Here is a 17876-nt window from a genome sequence, read left to right as displayed (position 1 = left end):
AAAAGCTGCTTCTCTCATTGGCGCTGTGTTTCGCGCTTGAAGCCAGCGCCGCCGCCTTGAGCTCCGCGTCGGCGACCGCATTCACGGTGCCCAACGGAACGTTCGAGGTGCCTGCCCTCCCCGCCTCGCCTGGGTACGCCTACGCCCCCGCCGGCTCTGGCTGGACGCTGGCAGGCGGTGCGGGACTCTCCCGGAACGCCACGGCGTTCACGTCGGGGAATCCCAACGCGCCCGAAGGCGCGCAGGTGCTCGTCCTCCAGGCCGAGGGAACGGCGTCACGCGCGTTCAACTTCACGGCGGGCTACTACGTCTTCAGCTTCTCCACGGCGCAGCGTGGAAACGACCCGACCAGCGCCCAGAGCGTCCAGTTGCTCGTTGACGGCACGGCCATCCTGACCGTGAGCCCCGTCGGCGCGACCTACCAACGGCTCACGGCCGGACCGGTGCTGCTCACCTCCGGGCCCCACACCGTCGAGCTGCGCGGGCTCAAACCCCAGGGCGGGGACACCGCCTTCGTGGATGACTTCAGGGCGTCGCGCGTGAGGGACATCAGCATCAGCGGCTTCGAATCGCCCGCCATCCCCACCAGCCCCGGCTTTGTCTATGCGCCCACGGGAAGCCCCTGGAGCTTCACCGCGGGCGCGGGCCTCGCACGAAACGGGAGCGCCTTCACCGTCGCCAATCCCGCCGCGCCCGAGGGCGCTCAGGTCCTCTTCCTCCAAGGCGGGGCCACGGCCACCACCGCCGTCACCCTTCCGCGCACGGGCTACTACCGCTTCCGGCTGAGGGCCGCCTTGCGCGCCAATGACCCGACCCAGCCCCCGGCCAAGGACGTCCGCGTCACCGTCAATGGCACGGAGGTCGGCCACTTCCGCCTCGGGAGCATCCAGTACACCGAGCACGTCTCCACGGTGCTCGCGCTGAACGCCGGGCCCGTCACGGTGAGTGTGCTCGGTGAGGACACGTCTCCGGGAGACCACACGGGGCTGGTGGATGACCTCCGGATGGAGATGGTCCACGACTGGAACGATGCCTACGTCTGGGGCGGCGCTGTGCCGACGGCGAGCGACACCGCCACCGTGGGCCTCGGCAGCGCGGTCAGCCTCCAGGGCACGCTCACTCCAGGGGCCGTCGTGGTGAACGGCGAGGTGCTCGGCGTCCAGAACCGGCCCGTGTCCCTCACCACGCGGTATGTGATGGTGATGGGCCCAGGCTCCCTGTTCGAGCTGGGCCAGGAGCTGACGCCCTACCCCAGCACCGCCGTCATCACGCTCAACGCATCCGAGCCCACGCTCGACGTGATGGGAATGGGCGACAAGTTCCTCGGAGCCATGGCCAACGCCACCGTCCGGCTGCACGGCGAGGAACGGGTGAGCTGGACACAGCTCCAGGGGAATGTGAGCGCGGGAAGCAACAGCCTGGTCCTGAAGCAGCCCGTCAACTGGCGGCAGGGCGACGTCATCGTCGTCGTGTCCAGTACCCGGAACTGGAACGAGGCCGAGCAGCGCGTCATCCAGTCCCTCGACGCAACCAACACGCGGCTCACCCTGACGAGCCCGCTCTCCTATGCACACAGCGGCGTGCAGAAGTCCTACTCCAACGGCTCACGCACGTGGACCGCGGACCTGCGCGCCCAGGTGGGCCTGCTCACGCACAACATCAAGGTGCAGGGAGATTCCACGTCCGCGGCCAACGGGTTCGGCGGGCACGTGATGATCATGGGCAGCTCGCGCGCGCACATCAGCGGCGTCGAGCTCTTCAACATGGGCCAGAAGGCGAAGCTCGGGCGCTACCCGTTCCACTGGCACATGCTGGGCGCCGAGGGCGCCGGGCAGTACTTCAAGAACTCCAGCATCCACCACTCCTACAACCGCGCCATCACCATCCACGGCACCGAAAGCACGCTGGTGGAGAACAACTTCTTCCATGACCACATCGGCCACGGCGTGTTCCTGGAGGACGGCAGCGAGCGCTTCAACGTCATCAAGCGCAACGTGACGCTGCTCACCCGCCGTCCCGCGCCCGGAGAGCAGGTCACCCCCTCCGACAACCAATTCAACGCCGTCCAGAACCGCACGCCGGCCAGCTATTGGATCACCAATCCCCAGAACACCTTCGAGGACAACGTCGCGGCGGGAACCGAGGGCACGGGTTTCTGGTTCGCGTTCCCCGACAAGCCCATGGGCCAGTCCGCGGGGGATTCGCGATTCCGGGACATGCCCGTCCGGACGCTCCCGTTGATTTCGTTCAAGGGCAACAGCGCCCACAGCACCATGAGCGCGTTCGACATCTTCGACAGGCTGAGCCCTGACCATGAAATCGAGCCGAACCATGGCTGGTTGAACCCGGACCTCCACCTCATCGAGGACGGGACGTGGTACGCGAACGCGATGGCGCTCTACACGGGGATTGGCGCCGGTGGTTCGACAAGCAACCTCGTCTTCCGCAACAACATCATGGTCGACAACACCGTCGGCACCATGATGGCCAGCTACAGCATCGTCGAGCAGAGCCTGTTCGTGGCGGACTCAGGGGAGAACCTCGTGAGCGGCGAGCGGAGCGCCTACCGCGTCTATGACGGCGCGGGGCAGGTCCGTGACTCCCACTTCGTCGGGTGGACCGCGGCCAACGCCAATTTCCTCATGAACACGGGCGCGGCCATCAAGCACCCCAACCACACGTTCCTCCGGAACACGATGTCCCCCGCCGGGCCACCCCGCATCCGTTATTGCGACGAATCAGGCACGCTGTGCGACGCCACGGGCAAACCCACGCCGGGCACCCACGCCGGGCACCCCAAGCACCCGCGCGTCTGGTCCACCGTGCTGCGAGACCTCACGGGGAGCATCACCGGCAAGCCCAACACGGCCATCGTGTCCAACCATCCGTTCATGCTCGTGGGAGACGAGTACCAGCCGCCGAACTGGGAGTACGCATACCGGAGCGACCACCGGTTCGTGCTCTCCCTGCTCTACTACGACGAGAACCTGCAACTGAGCCCCAACCTCACCTGCACGCGCAGGAAGGCGGGGACCAACACCGAGCACGTCTACTACGTCGACGGCTACCGCGAATGGCATCAACTGCCCGTCATCGTCAACGAGGGCTATGAGTACACCTATGCCTACGAGTCGCTTCCATCGAACAAGTCAGTGCTGATGCAGATGGTGGACGCCACCCCGGGTGACTCATACATCGCCCACTTCAAGGACTTCGGAAAGCTGGGGGGGCTCTCGTACTTTACCAATCAGGGGAGCTTTCCCCCTCGCGAATCCCTCGCCGCGCTCCGTGCCTCCACCGCCTCGGGGTACTACCTGCAGCCGGGCGGAGACCTGAGCATCAAGGCGGTGGCCACGGACAGCTACCAGGGGTTCATCATCTCCTGGATGACGGACTTCGTGGTTCCACCGCTCGACACGGACGGAGACAGGATGCCGGACTCCGTGGAGATTGGCGCGAACCGGCACGCCTTCGACGCCTCGGACCTCTCCGTGGAGTTCAACGCGCTGGGTGACACCGAAGGCTGGGTGGGCACCAACATCGCGGGACAAGCGGTGAGCGGTGGCGTGTTGACCGGAACCTCCAGCAGCGCCGACGCGATACTCATCAACAGCGACTACAACTTCGAAGCCAGCCGAGTGGCGACGCTCCGGGTCCACATGCGGTCCTTCGCGCCCACCGGCGTCCAGTTGTTCTTCGCCACCGACACCCAACCCGGGTTCTCCGGCGCGCGCGTGGCGACCGTGGGCCACTCCGGCGGCGGCACGTACCAGACGCTCACGTTCAACATGCAGGGCGTCCCCGGTTGGAATGGGACCATCACCGACCTGCGCCTGGACCCGGTGTCGGGCTCGGGCATCGCGTTCGACATCGACTGGATTCGAGCGACGGCGACGTAGCGCTCCGCCTTCCCGGTTCAAGGGGAAGGTGGGCTCACCCACCTGGGCGGTTCACGCGGGAGATGCCTGGGTGGGGACGGGGTCGACAACGGAGAATCGAAGCTGACGGAGACGGGCCCGGTCGCTGATGACGTTGAACGCCGCGACGCGGTCGCCTCGGCGTTCGACTTCGAGGACGAGCAGCGGCCGCCCAAGCGGCGCGACGACGATGCCCAGGGCGCCATTCACGAAGACGGGTCGGGCGAAGCGCGCTCGGCCGGAGTTGGTGAGCGTCTCCTCCGCGACGCGGCGGGCGCCACGAACCTCGGTCTCCTCCTCACCTCGCAGCGCGGCACGGTCCGCACGGCGCACGACGTCCGGCGCCAGCACGGCGAGGAGGGCCTCCAGGTCCCCCGCGCGTGAAGCGGAGAGGAAGGCGTCGATGACCTCTCGCTGCTCGCGGAGCTCGGCGGCGGAAACCGTGGGCGTGCCCCGCACCCGCTGACGGGCACGGCTCGCCAGCTTCTTCGCGGCGACAGGGGAGCGCTCGACAATCCCGGCGATCTCCTCGAAAGACACGCCGAACAAATCATGCAGCACGAAGGCGATGCGTTCCGCGGGCCCCAACGCGTCGAGCACCACGAGCAGCGCGAGCCCGACGGACTCCGCCATCACCAGGTCACCCTCCGGATGAGCCTCGGCATCGTGGGCGATGACCCGGTCGAGTTCAGCGACGTCGAGAAACTCCTCACCCCGTCGCTGGCGCGAGCGCAGCGACTCCAGGCACACGCGCGCGACAATCGTGGTCAGCCAGCCCGCCACGTTGACGACGGAACGGGCATCGAAGCGGCTGGCTCGAAGCCAGGTCTCCTGCACCGCGTCGTCCGCCTCGTCCGTGGAGCCGAGCATGCGAAACGCGACCGCCCGCAGGTGGCGGCGGGACCGGTCGAACTGCTCGGCAAACTCGGAGTGATTCGCCATCGGTCACCTTTCATCCGCCCCATTCATCATAGCGAGAGACGCGATGAACGACGCGAGAACAAGGAGCCGGTCATGCCTGTACTGATGGTGCGTTACCAGGTGGCGGAACAAGGTGTCGAGGAGGTGACTCGAGCGGTCCAGGCCGCGTTCGAGGCCGTGAGGGCACAGCAGCCCAAGGGCCTGCGCTATTCATACTTTCATCGAGCGGGCAGCACCGAGTTCATCGCGCTGCTCGACCTGGACGAAGGCATCGAGAATCCGTTGTTTGGAATCGAGGCGGCCCGAGCGCTGCAAGCCACCGTGGCCCGCTGGGCCGTGGGTGAGCCGCCGAAGCCGCTACCCGTCGAGCGGATCGGCTCGTACGGCAGCGCCCCGTAACGAGACTCGAGGCGGACCGATGGAGGCCCCGGCGTGGGTCCAAGGGTGGGCCCATCGCCGGGACTCCGGAACCAACACCCCGCGAGACACTACACGTCGCAGTCCAGCGGCCCCTCCGGGGTCCACGCGCGCTGGAGCATCAGCGAAAAGGCGGTGAGCACCACGGCATCGCGCTCCTCCGCCGACAGGTCCGTTGCCATCCACAGCGTCGCGGGGTTCACCACCTGCACGGAGGCCACCGTCCGCTCATCGCGGAGCAGGTGGAAGCCGAGATAGGACACCGGCAATCCGTGCCGGGACTGACTGGCGCTCAGGACACTCAAGCGCACCTCGCCCACCTGCGCCTGCCCTCGTACGACCGGTGCCTCCGTGATGGCTCTCTGGCGCTCCGCGGACTGCGTGAGCTCCACGCGCCCGCCCTCTTCCAGTTCGCAGAGGACACGGCTCTGGCCGCGGCCCACGGTGAACTGCCCCTTCAACGCCTCCAGTTCCGCCTGCACGCCCGTCATCTTCTCCTGGCACTCCACCTTCGTCGGACGGGATGACGGCACCCCTGAAGCCAGCGTGAAGCGATAGGCCGACTTCCGCTCGCACGCGGTGGCGTTGCGCAGCGAGCCGCTCATGAACTCGACCGCATCGGTGGCATACAGCGCGGAGTATCCAGCGGCGGACAGAGTGCCCCCCGTGCCCAGGAACCGCTGGTGCCGCTCGATGGGGACCGGACGGGCCTCGCGCGCCAACGTCTCCGGGACCGCGAGCCTCAACGGGCTGCATGCGACCCCATTGCCCACCATCAGCCCCATCATCAGGACTCCCACCCACCTCTTGCTCCACATCGCCTGACTCCCCCTGACGGGTGCCCCACGTGCTCCCCCGGCCGGGGTGCGGACGCCGCGCCTTGTCGCGGTTCATACGCAGCGAGCGCCGCGCCCTGGCTGTGACTCGCCGAGACCCGTACCCCGAGTGACCGAGCCAGGTGGCCGCTGGTCGAGGTGCCGGGGGCCGGAGGGAGCCCGAAAGCTTGGAGGGCAGGCGCGCTTGGCCTGGGTGCCAGAGCCAGGACTTCAGGTATGCTTGCCGGGCTTTCGGACCCGTGAGGCCGGGTCCCACACGATGAGCGGACAGCAGGATGAAGGGGGCCGGGGTCGACTCCTCAGGCCCGCTCGAAAGGTTCACACACATGAAGCGACTGGCACGAGTCGGTCTGGTGTTCGGAGTTCTCGCCCTGGGCGGCACGGTGGCCTGTAAAGGCGAGGAGGACCTCGCCAAGCCACACCGCATCAAGGGCAGCGATCACCTGAGCAAGAAGGAGTACAAGGAGGCCGCCGCGGCCTACGCGCTGTCACTCCAGGCGGACCCCAAGCAGGAGAAGGTCTGGGAGAAGAAGGCGTTCGCCCACCTCCAGCTCGGGGAGATGGACAAGGCCAGCGAGGCCGTCCTGAAGATCCTCGAGATGAAGACCACGCCGGCCGAGAAGGCCGAGACGTACCGGACGCTCGCCAGCATGAACATGCAGGGCGGTGCCACGGAAGCGGCCGAGAAGTACTTCAACGAGGCCCTGAAGCTCGAGCCGAAGGACGAGGCGTCCCTCGGGTGGATTGCTGAAATCTACGCTCAGCGCGGTGGTGCGCGCTCCATGGCGGCGCCCATCGTCAAGGCCGACCTGGAGAAGTCGCTCAACTATTACGACCAGGTCATCGCCCTCAACCCCAACTCCGCCAACACGTACCTCAACAAGCGCGTGGTGATGGGCCGCCTCATGGAATACGAGCGGCAGCAGAAGGAGATGGCGCTGTCGGAGGCCACCGAGAACGCGAAGGACCCGGCCATCGTCGCCGAGGCGAACGCCCGCGCCGCCGAGCACCAGAAGCGGATGGACGAGTTCCAGGGCCAGTTCGCGGACATGACCAAGAAGTTCAGCGACGCGCAGAAGGCCACCAAGGCCCAGGCGGCGAACGCGCAGTAGTCCCCTCGCCTTCCTGAAGCTCCAGGGCCTGGAACCGCGCACCGGTTCCAGGCCCTTCGTTTTTTCTCGAAGGCAGAAGCGTTTCCTGGAGGTCACGGGGTGATTCCGTCGTGCCCCCAAGGCACCGTGCGCATTACGCTGCGCCCCTCAAAACTTCACAGGGAGGCTCGTGTATGGACGTGCGCGCGGCGGTGGCGCTCGAGGCGGGAAAGCCGTTGAGCATCGAGACGGTTCACCTCGAGGGGCCCAAGGCGGGAGAGGTGCTCATCGAGCTGAAGGCCACCGGCATCTGCCACACGGACGAGTTCACGCTCTCCGGGCAGGACCCGGAGGGCTTGTTCCCCGCCATCCTCGGCCACGAGGGCGCGGGCGTGGTGGTGGACGTGGGGCCGGGCGTGACGTCGGTGCGCAAGGGCGACCACGTCATCCCGCTGTACACGCCGGAGTGTCGGCAATGTAAGTCGTGCCTGTCGCGCAAGACGAACCTGTGTACGGCCATCCGCGCGACGCAGGGCAAGGGCCTGATGCCGGACGGCACCAGTCGCTTCCGGTTGGGCAAGCAGAGCGTGCACCACTACATGGGCACGTCCACCTTCGCGCAGTACACGGTGCTGCCGGAGATCGCCGTCGCGAAGATTCGCGAGGACGCCCCGTTCGACAAGGTCTGCTACATCGGCTGCGGCGTGACGACGGGCATCGGCGCCGTGGTGTACACGGCGAAGGTGGAGGCGGGCGCGCGCGTCGTCGTGTTCGGACTGGGCGGAATCGGGCTCAACGTGGTGCAGGCCGCGCGCATGGTGGGCGCGGACCAGATTGTCGGCGTGGACATCAACCCCGCGCGCAAGGCCATGGCGGAGAAGTTCGGCCTCACCCACTTCGTCAATCCGAAGGAAGTCGAGGGGGACCTGGTGCCCTACCTCGTCAACCTGACGAATGGCGGCGCGGACTACAGCTTCGAGTGCATCGGCAACGTGAACACGATGCGCCAGGCGCTCGAGTGCTGCCACCGGGGCTGGGGCGAGAGCATCGTCATCGGCGTGGCGGGCGCCGGGCAGGAGATCAAGACGCGGCCCTTCCAGCTCGTCACCGGGCGCGTGTGGAAGGGCAGCGCGTTCGGCGGCGCGCGGGGCCGCACGGACGTTCCCCAGATTGTCGACTGGTACATGAACGGGAAGATCAACGTCGACGACCTCATCACCCACACGCTGAAGCTGGAGGACATCAACCAGGGCTTCGACCTGATGCACCGGGGCGAGTCCATCCGCAGCGTGGTGAAGTACTCATGACGGCGGCCCCCACACTGCTGAGCCAGCACCGCTGCTTCGACGGCACCGTCGGCTTCTACAAGCACGTGTCCGAGGCGTGCGGGGGTGACATGCGCTTCGGCGTCTTCGTTCCGCCTCAGACGCGGGAGCGCAAGGTGCCGGTGCTCTACTACCTCGCCGGCCTCACGTGCACGGAGGACACCTTCCTCATCAAGGGAGGCGCGCAGCGCGTGGCCTCCGAGCTGGGGGTGATGCTGGTGGCACCCGACACCAGTCCTCGAGGCGCGGGCTATCCCGGCGAGGACGCGTCCTGGGACTTCGGCGTGGGCGCGGGCTTCTACCTGGACGCCACCCAGGCGCCCTGGTCCGCGCGCTACCGCATGGGCACGTACGTCACCCGGGAGCTGCCCGCGCTCATCGCCGAGCACTTCCCCGCCCGGGAGGACCGCGAGGGCATCTTCGGGCACTCCATGGGCGGCCATGGCGCGCTGGTGTGCGCGCTGCGCAATCCGGGGCGATACCGCTCCGTGTCCGCCTTCGCGCCCATCGTCGCGCCCATGCGCGTGCCGTGGGGCCAGAAGGCCTTCAAGGGCTACCTGGGCGAGGACACGGCCACGTGGCGCGAGTACGACGCCACGGAGCTGATCCGCTCCGCGAAGACGCGGCTTCCTCCGCTGCTGGTGGACCAGGGAACGGGCGACAAGTTCCTCCAGGAACAGCTCAAGCCGGAGCTGCTGAAAGAGGCCTGCGAGGCCACGGGGCAGCCGCTCACGCTGCGCACCCATGACGGGTATGACCACGGCTACTACTTCATCTCCACGTTCATGGAGGACCACCTGCGGCACCACGCCGCGGCGCTGAACGCGTAGCCTCGCGGACACCTCGCGGGGGCCCGGTGACGGACACGTCCGGGCCCTCCGCGAGCGAGCAAGCCCGACCACTCGTCGGCTTTCGCTCGGGCCCTCGCGCCCGCCTTTGACGACCCTTTCGTCGAGGCATAGGGTGGGAGATCCGCTGGAGGGCCGGGCGATGACGGGTGCACTTCCATCCACGACGACACCGTCCGGCACGGGGCGCCTGAACCGGCCCCGGAGGCTCGCGGTCGAAGCGCTCGGCTGCGGGCTGCTCGTGGTGGCACTCGAAGGGGCCCACCACGGCGCGGAGCACCTGGGAGTGAGCGCCACCGACGGGCGCCTCTTCATGTCCCTGGCCGCGGGCGTCGTCCTCGCCTGCCTCACGCTGGTGCTCCAGCCGTTGTCCGGGGCGCACTTCAATCCCGCCCTCACCTTCGCGGACGCGCTGGAGGACGGCACGCCGTGGCGGGACGTGCCGCGCTACGTGCTCGCGCAGCTCGGTGGTGGCCTGGTCGGACGGCTGGTGGCCCACCTCATGTGTGGGGAGCCCCTGCTCATCGCGACGCGCGCGCCCTCGGCCAGCTCCGCGCAGTTCCTCACGGAGCTGGTCGCCACGTTCGGCCTGCTGGTGGTGGTGCGCGGGTGCGTGCGCAGCCGTCCCTCCGCCACGCCCCTCATCGTCGCGGGCTACGCCGCCGCCACCGTCTGGTTCACCGACTCGCGCTCGCTGGCCAATCCCGCGCTCATCCTCGCACGCGCCGTAAGCACCCGCGCCAGCGCCCTGCATGCGATGGATGTCGAGTCCTTCGTCGCCGCGCAGATGCTGGGCGCCACGCTCGCCGTGCTGCTCTTCCGCTGGTTGATGATGCCCGCGGAGAAGCCCGCGCACAGGCCCTGGTGTGTCGTCTTCCAGTGCTCGCGTCCAACCGTGGCCGAGCAGGCCGTCACCGTCTTCAATGGCCTCTCCGCCCAGGACCGGGCCCGGGCCACGGTGGATGGCGCCGCGTGTGACGGGGATGCGAACGGACCGCCGCCGCTCGTGGTGCGGCTGGTCCTGGCCGGTGAGGATGCGCCTCCGTTGGCGGGAGGCGGCGCTTCCTGGCGGGTGCCCGTGAGTGAAGATGGCACTCCGGATGAGGTGCAGCGACTCCGAGCGTCACTGCGCGAGCCCATCCAGAGATTGTTGCGCGAGCGCGGATGGTCGCGGCTGCACGCCGTGGGCGACGCGGCGCACGAGGCACCGCGTCACACCACTTGAAGACTTCGATCCACGAAGGAGAGGCTCCCCCTTGATGGAAGGACTTCCGCCGGCCGTTGCGTGGCCGCCGCTCCAGACGTTGATGCGTTTGACGCTGGCCCTGGGTGTGGGGCTCTTCGTGGGATTGGAGCGCGAGTGGCGTGGCAAGGAGGCCGGCTTGCGCACCTTCGGCTTCGCATCGCTGCTGGGGGCGATGGGCGGGCTGCTGGGCACTCCGTTCGCCATCACCGCCGTGGCCCTGCTGGGTGTGCTGGTGGGCTTCCTGAACTGGCAGTCGCTGCGCGCGAACGAGGGCGCGGAGCTGACCACCTCCGCCGCGCTCCTCGTCACCGGCTTCACCGGAGTGCTGTGTGGATTGGGGCATGTGGTGACACCCGCGGCGGTGGCCGTGACGAGCGCGGGGCTGCTCACATGGAAGGAGCGACTGGCGGGCTTCAGCAGCAAGATCACCGCCGAGGAGCTGCGCTCCGCCATACTGCTGGCCATCCTCGCCTTCGCCATCTACCCGGTGTTGCCGACCGCGCCCGTCGACCCATGGGGGCTCATCGTGCCCCGCGTGGCGTGGGTGACGGTCATCCTCATCGCGGCGATGGGGTTCGTGAACTACGTGTTGCTCAAGCTCTTCGGCACGCGCGGCGTGGAGGTGACGGGATTCCTGGGAGGGCTCGTCAACAGCACCGTCACGGTGACGGAGCTGGCCCATCGCGTGAAGGAGACGGACGGACGGCTCCAGGACGTGGCGTATCGAGGCGTCATGCTGGCCACGGCGGCGATGGCGATGCGCAATGCCGCACTGCTCGGCATCCTGTCCTATCGGGCGCTGGTGAACTCCGTGGTGCCGCTCACGCTCATCCTGCTGTCGAGCATCGGGCTCGCGCTGGTGAGGGCCCGCAAGACTCCGAGCAGCACGGCCGCCGTGCCCTCGCTGCCCCTGGAGAGTCCCTTCTCGCTCACGTCCGCGCTCAAGTTCGGAGCAATGTTGCTGCTGTTCCAGGTCGTGGGCACGGTGGGGCAAAGCCTCCTGGGCCACGCGGGTTTCTATGCGGTGAGCGCGCTGGGAGGACTGGTGTCGAGCGCCTCGGCGGTGGCCTCGGCCGCGTCACTGAGTTCGCATGGGTCGCTGTCACCGACCACCGCGGGAGTCGGCGCCACCATCGCGTCACTCGCGAGCGCCGCCGTCAGCTTCGTGGTGGTGGCACGAGTGGCGGGGCAGCGGGCGCTCACCGTGCGATTGGGATGGGCCCTCGGCACGGTGTTCGTCCTGGGCCTCGCCGGGGCCTTCGTCCAGACCCGAATCGGAGGGCTGTTCCCCTGAGCCCTGGGGCCGAGTCGAGCGAGTCGGTCCGCGGCTAACGACGCTTGCGCGAGCCGCCGCCGAGAAGTGCGAGGAGGATGCCACCCGCCAGCGCGGCGCCGCCGCCCGCGATGTACAGCGTGGTGTTCTCGCTGTACTTGCCCGTGAGGGCCTGCGTCGCGCGCTCGGTCAACGACTCGCGCGCATTCAGTCCCGTCCACAGCAACACGCCGCCCGCGACGGCGAGCATCACTCCCACGAGCCGAATCATTCCCACGGTGACTCCTCGAGTTGAACCGAGAGCGTTATAGCGCCCCAGGAGAGCGCCCGGTGGAAATGAGGGGCGTCCCCCAACGGCGTCGCCTGCCTACTCCTGCGCGGACGACTGAGCAGGCTGCTTGGGCTGCTTCGCCAGGTCCATGAGCTTCCTCATCCGGGTCGCCGTGTCGTCCTCGGGCAGGATTCCAGCCTGCTCCGCGATGGTGTCCGCCGCCTTCCGCCGACGCTCTTCCTGCAGCGCGGCCACCGCTTCGTGGTCGGGAAGGTTCGGCCCGAGTCCCCCCACGACGGCGGCACGAATGCTCATCGCGGCGTTCCTCACCACCTGCGCGTTCTGGAAGACCGTCCCCTGCTCCTTGGACTGCGTCGCGCCGGTCCCGTACGCGGACACCACGCCACTGAGAAGCGTGAAGGCCTTCACGGAGACAAGCCTCCCGCCGCTCGACCCCACCGCGTCCTCCAGCATGACATGCGGCATGACCCACACATCCGGAGAGATGCCCTTCTCACGGGCGGCGGCGATGCGATCCTCATCCGACGCACCGATTCGCGCCGCGCTGCCAGTCAGCCCCGTCACCGGCACGATGCGCAACAGGGGGTCGGCGGAGAGTTCGCGCCGGAGAGATTCGTCGAGCTGCTTCCGGTCGAGCGCCTTGGAGAGCGCTTCAGCGACCGTCGTCTCGAACACGGCGACCTGGATGGGGTCCTGGGGCGAACGCCGAGGTGCTTCGGCGATGGCCTTGGCGTAGGCCTCCTTGTCGCGCTCCTTCGCGTCGATGCGTGCCTGCTCCGCCGGGTCCGAGCTGCGAACGGTGGTCTTACCGTCAAGCCCCGTCGAGGTCGTGGTCACGGTCATTCCGGCACAACCGACGAAAGCGAAGACAACCAGGGCTGAGACAAGGGCGCGCGAATACATGTCATCTCCGGGGGGACTGTGCAGGAGGACTGACCATGGACCGTCAATGTCCATGGGCACGCTCAGGACGAGGTCCCTGGAGAAAAATTCACACGGGACAGGTGGCAGTGTCGCGCGCCTCGAGTGGCCCCCATGGGCGCGCGCTCAGGCCAGTCGATACGGCTCGCCCCTGAAACCCTCTGCGCGGAGTTCGTCCGCCAGCACGAGGTAGGGGTTGTCGGCCGGGTCCAATCCCCGCAGGAACGCGTCCCATGCGGCGCGGTCCGCCGCCTCATCGAGAGGCACGGTGAGCGACTCGAACCAGGCACGCGGAATCGGTGGTTCGGCGGAATGGTCGAAGGTCCGTGCGCTGTGCGAGAACCCAGCGCTGCACGGATGGGCCGCGCTCAGTGCGGCCAAGGTGCGTTCCAGCCAGTCCTCGTACCCACTCGACGCGGGCACCACCCTGCGCGCGAGGTGCGCGGATTTGACCGCGGTCCATTCGAGCGCCGTGCGGCTCTTGCCCCAGGCGAAGTGCAGGTCATCGAGGAGGATCAGCGCCTTCTGGCGAGGCCCGTCGGGATCTCCCTTGCGATTGACCTCGTCACGGACGTCGTCGAAATCCAGGCTCCTCGCATAGCCCGTGTCGAGGATGGATGCCCAGGCGGCCTCGACACGCTGGAGCGGATCTCCGACATCCGTGTGGCCATCCAGCCGAAAGAGCACCCACTCCAGGCAAGCCAGGCCAAGAGCCGCCTTGGCTTTGTAGTCGAGCGACCAGATCTTCTCGACCAACTGCCGAGGCTGCGCGTTCGGATCGCTGAACGAGACAGCGATTTCGTTGCTCCAAGCGAAGGACAGCGGCGCCGAAGACAGGTCGGCCGGCATGTAGCGAGGACGGTGAAGCACGCGAATCTCCAGGCCAGCGTCCTCGATACACGTCAGCGACAGGCGTCAGCGCTTCGTCCGCCCCTTGACCGCGCCGCGCCCCTTGCCGCCCGACGCAGGTGACTTGCCGGGCTTCGCCGCGCTCTTCGCCTGGACCTTGGGAGCCTTCGACCGGGGCGACTTCACCTGGGTCTTGGGCACCTTGGACCTGGTCGGCTTCGCCGTGGCCACCTTGGCCTTCGCGACCTTGGCCTTGGGCGACTTCTTGGCGACGGGCTTCGAAGGAGCGGCCTTCTTTGCCGCGGCCTTCTTCACCGGAGCCGGAGCCTTGCCCGAAGCGGCCTTCTTCACCGTGACGACGGGCTTCTTGCCCACCGCCTTCGGTCTCGCGGTCGGAGAACGCGCCACCGGGGCCGCCTCCGAGGACGCCTTGGCCGCACCACGCTTGACGGCGGTCGTGCGCTTCGGTGCCTTCTCGGGCGAGGGATTGACGCTCTCGCTCTTGGGCCCAGGCTGCGTGGCTACCTCCGTCGTGGGCCGAGCAACAGGCGACTCGGACACAGGCGGAGCGCGGACTTCCGCCGCTGGGGGCGACAGACGCTCAGGCGACTTCGCGGGGACCTCCGCGGGCCGCGCCGCCACCACCTCGGGCGTCGAACGCGCTGCGGGCTCTCGCTGCTCGCGAACCGGCGGCTTCGCCGGAGGCTCGGGCGGAACCGAAGGCTGCCAGTTCTCCGGCGCGAACTCGGGCTTCGTCTCCACGGGCGGCTTCGGTGGCACGAACACGGACGCGGGGCGGTTGAAGCGAGAGTCCTTCGACGCGGGCTTGCCTCCACGTCCCTGCCCCTGCCCATGACGCGGCTGCGAGGGCCGGCCACCCTTCCCCACGGGCTGGCTCTGCGAGGCCAACGCACGCAGCCGGTCAAAGCCGGGATGCGGTGACGCCCCCATGCTCTCGCTCGTGCTCGGATCCGACCAGGACGTCGTCGTGTCAGGCACCTCGGGAACGGTTTCCTCGCGGACCTCTTGCGTCTCCTGCACGGGCGCGCTGCTCACATCCGAGCTCGCGCCCTGCTCCGGCCGCACGAACATCCGCCGCTTCGGCCCGTGAGCTTCTCCCGGGGACCGAGCCCCCGGAGGACCGGCTTGCGTCTTCGCCGTGTCGTCTCGCCAGGGCTTCTTGAACGTGGACTCGCTGCGGGGAGGCGAGGCCTCCTCGCGTCGCCCCTCGCGCACGAAGCGCCCACGAGGACGAGAGGGTTCCTCACGCGCGGCCCAGGAGCGAGCCGGCGCTCCCTTGGTCGTGTCGCGCTCCCACTGTCCGGGCTTGCCCGGCTTGGGCTTGCCGTACGGCAGTTGCTGCTCGCGCGGCTCGGGGCGACGACGCGCGGGTGCGCCACCCTCATGACGCGACAGCGGCGCTTCGCCCGCGAACTGGAGCGCGTCGAAGTCGATCTTCCGCGCCGTCGGATTCGCCGATAGCAGTCGCACGCGCAGCTTCTGCCCCACGCGCACGCGCCGCCCGTTCGGATACACGAGCGAGTGCGTCTGCTTGTCCAGCTTCGAGCCGGGCCCCAGCGTCTCCGCCTTCACCAGACCCTCGACGTGCTCGGCGTCCAGTTCGACGAAGAACCCGAAGTCGGTGATGGCCGCCACGGTGGCCGCGAACTCCTCGCCGACCCGGTCCTTCATCATCAGGGTCGCGTAGAAGGACACCACCTCTCGCTCCACCTGCATGGCCGCGCGCTCCCTGTCGGAGCACTGCATGGCCATGTCCTCGAGCTTCTCCTCCTCGCGGTCCAACATCGCCAGGGACGGCTTGCGCCCCTCCCGCGCCCAGTGCGCCTTCAACAGCCGGTGCACCAGCAGGTCCGGATACCGCCGGATGGGCGAGGTGAAGTGCAGGTAGTGCTCCGCCGCGAGGCCGTAGTGGCCCACCTTCGACGGCGTGTACACGGCCTGCATCATCGAGCGAAGCAGGAGCTGGTTCAGCGCCCGCTGCTCCGGGTGACCCGTGAGCTGGCTGATGAACGCATCCAGCTCCTTCGAGGACACGCCGTCGTCGATGACCAGCTTGAAGCCATACGCCTGCGCCAGCGCCCCGAAGGCAGCCAGCTTCTCCGGGTCCGGCTCGCCATGGAACCGGTACACCGTGGGCAGGCCCTCGTCCTGGAAGAAGCGCGCCACCGCCTCGTTGGCGGCGAGCATGCACTCCTCGATGAGCCGGTGGCTGTCCTTGCGCTCGCGCTTGTCCATGCGCTCGGGCAGGCCGTCCTTGCCCAGCACTACCTTGTGCTCGGGGATGTCGAAGTCGATGGCGCCCCGCTCCTTGCGCATCTTCATCAGCGCGCGGGCCAGCGACATCATCTTCTCGAAGTGCGGCTTGAAGGCATCGCGGTGCGGCACGCTCTTGCCGTCGAGAACGTCCTGCACCTCGTTGTACGTGCAGCGCGCCGCGCTGCGCATCACCGCCGGGTAGAGCGTGGACGAGCGCCGCTGTCCCTGGGCGTCGAACGTCATGTCCGCCACCATGCACAGCCGGTCTTCGTCCGGCCGCAGGGAGCAGATGCCGTTGCTGAGCCGCTCCGGAAGCATGGGCAGCACGCGGTCCGGCAGGTACACGGACGTCGCGCGACGCAGGGCCTCCGCGTCCAATGCGCTGCGCTCGCGCACGTAGTGCGTCACGTCCGCGATGGCGACCACCAGCCGCCACCCGCCCGCGAGGTCCTCCACGTACACCGCGTCGTCGAAGTCGCGCGCGTCCTCACCGTCGATGGTGACGAGCTGCATCGAGCGCAGGTCCTTGCGCTGCTCGCCGCTCGCCTCTTCCTCCGACACCTTCACGGCGTAGCGGTCCGCCTCGTCCATGACCTCCGGAGGGAACTCGTCCGAGAAGCCCTGCGAGTAGGCGATGCCAATCACTTCCGAGCTGGGAGTCCCCGGCTTGCCGAGCGAGCCGGCCACCTCGCCGAACAGTCCGCGTCCCGGCTCCAACAGGTTCGCGCCCACGCCCAGGCGCACCTTCACCAGGTCTCCTTCCTGGGCCATCTGCGTCTGCGGCACGCGGATGGGGCCGGGAAGGCTGGTGTCGGTGGGCAGCACCAGCGCATGGCGGCCCTGCGTCGTGTAGACGCCCACCGCCAGCTCGCGGCGACGGTCGACGACGCGCACCAGGCGCCCCTCGTACCGGCCGGGCCGACCCGCCACTTCCACCACCACCCGGTCATTGTCGAGCGCGCGCTGCGCCTCGGCGGGAGGCAGGAAGATGTTCTCGCCCTCTCCACCCACCGGATGCACGAAGCCGAAGCCGTCGCGGTGGACGTGGAGGATTCCCTCCACCGTGTCCAACACCTCGCCGAACGCCGGACGACGCGGGCCCCGATGACCGAAGCGCTCGCGCCCCTCGTCACGACGCGACGAGCCCGGCTTGTTGAAGTCCCGGCGCTCGCGGCCACGCGCGCCGTCGGTCCGCGCGAAATCTCGCGAGCCTTGGGCGTTGGGTGAGCCGCCCTTGAAGCCACCGCCCTCCTGGCCTCGGGCACCCTGGCCCGTGAGGCGCTCGCGCGTGGGGGCGTCATAGGGGCGCCCCTTCTCCTGCCGGGGTCGGTGGTCGCCGCGCACGGCGACGACGTCCGGCACGTCGGGAGCTACGGGGGGAGGAACAGGCAGGCCGTCATCACGCCGAGGTTGGGGGCGCAGGAAGCGCTTGCCCTCCTTGACGATGTGGCCCTGACGCACGAGGTCCCGGAGGGAGCGCTTGAGCTCGGTCTGCTGGCCAGGGTGCAGGCCCGCGAGTCGCAGGAGCTCCTTGATGCCCAGCGGGTGGTCGGCGTCGGAGAGGATCTGCTGGAGAAGGTCGGAAGAAATGCTCACGGTGGGGTCGCGGCTCGGCCGCTACGGGAACGGGTAAGCCCGAAGCGGCCGGGCGGGAACCCCCCGG

General features: G+C 68.4%; 13 protein-coding genes. 7 read left to right on the top strand and 6 right to left on the bottom strand.

Annotated elements, in window-relative coordinates:
- Nucleotides 1-56 precede the first annotated feature (56 nt).
- Complete coding sequence (locus tag HUA75_RS10350) at nt 57-3899, top strand: G8 domain-containing protein (RefSeq protein ID WP_217446014.1); 3843 nt, start codon at nt 57-59, stop codon at nt 3897-3899.
- Nucleotides 3900-3950: 51 nt separating this feature from the next.
- On the opposite strand, the gene HUA75_RS10345 is transcribed toward HUA75_RS10350, so the two are convergent.
- A complete protein-coding gene (locus HUA75_RS10345; protein WP_174486269.1) occupies nt 3951-4859 on the bottom strand; it encodes a sigma-70 family RNA polymerase sigma factor in 909 nt (302 codons plus the stop codon).
- A gap of 72 nt (nt 4860-4931) precedes the next feature.
- Here HUA75_RS10345 and HUA75_RS10340 point away from each other — a divergent pair, with 72 nt between their 5' ends.
- Nucleotides 4932-5237, top strand: a complete 306-nt coding sequence (locus tag HUA75_RS10340; RefSeq protein ID WP_174456713.1) for a hypothetical protein — start codon at nt 4932-4934, stop codon at nt 5235-5237.
- Between the two features lie 89 nt (nt 5238-5326).
- Here the strand turns inward: HUA75_RS10340 and HUA75_RS10335 are convergent, their stop codons facing one another.
- Complete coding sequence (locus HUA75_RS10335; RefSeq protein ID WP_174486268.1) at nt 5327-6073, bottom strand: hypothetical protein; 747 nt, start codon at nt 6071-6073, stop codon at nt 5327-5329.
- 344 nt (nt 6074-6417) lie between these two features.
- Between HUA75_RS10335 and HUA75_RS10330 the strand changes: the two genes are divergently transcribed.
- The 5 genes from HUA75_RS10330 to HUA75_RS10310 all read left to right on the top strand — a co-directional run bounded on the left by HUA75_RS10330 (nt 6418) and on the right by HUA75_RS10310 (nt 11895).
- On the top strand, nt 6418-7203 hold the full coding sequence (locus tag HUA75_RS10330) for a tetratricopeptide repeat protein (protein ID WP_141645332.1): 786 nt from the start codon (nt 6418-6420) through the stop codon (nt 7201-7203).
- Nucleotides 7204-7376: 173 nt separating this feature from the next.
- On the top strand, nt 7377-8489 hold the full coding sequence (locus tag HUA75_RS10325) for an S-(hydroxymethyl)glutathione dehydrogenase/class III alcohol dehydrogenase (protein ID WP_141645331.1): 1113 nt from the start codon (nt 7377-7379) through the stop codon (nt 8487-8489).
- Nucleotides 8486-9337 (top strand): S-formylglutathione hydrolase, encoded by an 852-nt coding sequence (fghA, locus tag HUA75_RS10320; protein ID WP_174486267.1) that lies wholly within the window; start codon nt 8486-8488, stop codon nt 9335-9337. Before HUA75_RS10325 ends, fghA begins: the two co-directional genes overlap by 4 nt.
- 160 nt (nt 9338-9497) lie before the next feature.
- Nucleotides 9498-10580 carry an aquaporin gene (locus tag HUA75_RS10315; RefSeq protein ID WP_174486266.1) on the top strand — a complete coding sequence of 361 codons (1083 nt, stop codon included), beginning with the start codon at nt 9498-9500 and terminating at the stop codon, nt 10578-10580.
- Nucleotides 10581-10614: 34 nt separating this feature from the next.
- Nucleotides 10615-11895 (top strand): MgtC/SapB family protein, encoded by a 1281-nt coding sequence (locus HUA75_RS10310; RefSeq protein ID WP_254627483.1) that lies wholly within the window; start codon nt 10615-10617, stop codon nt 11893-11895.
- Between the two features lie 34 nt (nt 11896-11929).
- On the opposite strand, the gene HUA75_RS10305 is transcribed toward HUA75_RS10310, so the two are convergent.
- The 4 genes from HUA75_RS10305 to rnr form a co-directional block, all read right to left on the bottom strand.
- Nucleotides 11930-12145 (bottom strand): DUF3185 family protein, encoded by a 216-nt coding sequence (locus tag HUA75_RS10305; protein ID WP_141645327.1) that lies wholly within the window; start codon nt 12143-12145, stop codon nt 11930-11932.
- A 96-nt stretch (nt 12146-12241) separates the two neighbouring features.
- Entirely contained in the window at nt 12242-13009 is a 768-nt protein-coding gene (locus HUA75_RS10300) for a hypothetical protein (protein ID WP_246137422.1), read from the bottom strand.
- A gap of 204 nt (nt 13010-13213) precedes the next feature.
- Nucleotides 13214-13936, bottom strand: coding sequence for a hypothetical protein (locus tag HUA75_RS10295; protein ID WP_141645325.1), 723 nt, complete (start codon nt 13934-13936; stop codon nt 13214-13216).
- A gap of 66 nt (nt 13937-14002) precedes the next feature.
- Nucleotides 14003-17809 (bottom strand): ribonuclease R, encoded by a 3807-nt coding sequence (gene rnr, locus HUA75_RS10290; protein ID WP_174486264.1) that lies wholly within the window; start codon nt 17807-17809, stop codon nt 14003-14005.
- Nucleotides 17810-17876 lie beyond the last annotated feature (67 nt).

It is taken from the genome of Myxococcus sp. CA040A, from assembly GCF_013336725.1.
Classification (GTDB): Bacteria; Myxococcota; Myxococcia; order Myxococcales; family Myxococcaceae; genus Myxococcus; species Myxococcus llanfairpwllgwyngyllgogerychwyrndrobwllllantysiliogogogochensis.
Note: the sequence above shows the minus strand (reverse complement) of the source record. Positions and strands in the feature narration are given on the sequence as shown.

What these genes read in the sequence shown, in the direction of transcription:
- HUA75_RS10335 (WP_174486268.1), bottom strand. Translation starts at nt 6,073, where the DNA reads ATGTGGAGCAAGAGGTGGGTGGGAGTCCTGATGATGGGGCTGATGGTG.
- HUA75_RS10345 (WP_174486269.1), bottom strand. Translation starts at nt 4,859, where the DNA reads ATGGCGAATCACTCCGAGTTTGCCGAGCAGTTCGACCGGTCCCGCCGC.
- HUA75_RS10310 (WP_254627483.1), top strand. Translation starts at nt 10,615, where the DNA reads ATGGAAGGACTTCCGCCGGCCGTTGCGTGGCCGCCGCTCCAGACGTTG.
- HUA75_RS10330 (WP_141645332.1), top strand. Translation starts at nt 6,418, where the DNA reads ATGAAGCGACTGGCACGAGTCGGTCTGGTGTTCGGAGTTCTCGCCCTG.
- HUA75_RS10300 (WP_246137422.1), bottom strand. Translation starts at nt 13,009, where the DNA reads ATGACCGTGACCACGACCTCGACGGGGCTTGACGGTAAGACCACCGTT.
- HUA75_RS10305 (WP_141645327.1), bottom strand. Translation starts at nt 12,145, where the DNA reads ATGATTCGGCTCGTGGGAGTGATGCTCGCCGTCGCGGGCGGCGTGTTG.
- HUA75_RS10295 (WP_141645325.1), bottom strand. Translation starts at nt 13,936, where the DNA reads ATGCCGGCCGACCTGTCTTCGGCGCCGCTGTCCTTCGCTTGGAGCAAC.
- HUA75_RS10325 (WP_141645331.1), top strand. Translation starts at nt 7,377, where the DNA reads ATGGACGTGCGCGCGGCGGTGGCGCTCGAGGCGGGAAAGCCGTTGAGC.
- HUA75_RS10340 (WP_174456713.1), top strand. Translation starts at nt 4,932, where the DNA reads ATGCCTGTACTGATGGTGCGTTACCAGGTGGCGGAACAAGGTGTCGAG.
- fghA (WP_174486267.1), top strand. Translation starts at nt 8,486, where the DNA reads ATGACGGCGGCCCCCACACTGCTGAGCCAGCACCGCTGCTTCGACGGC.
- HUA75_RS10315 (WP_174486266.1), top strand. Translation starts at nt 9,498, where the DNA reads ATGACGGGTGCACTTCCATCCACGACGACACCGTCCGGCACGGGGCGC.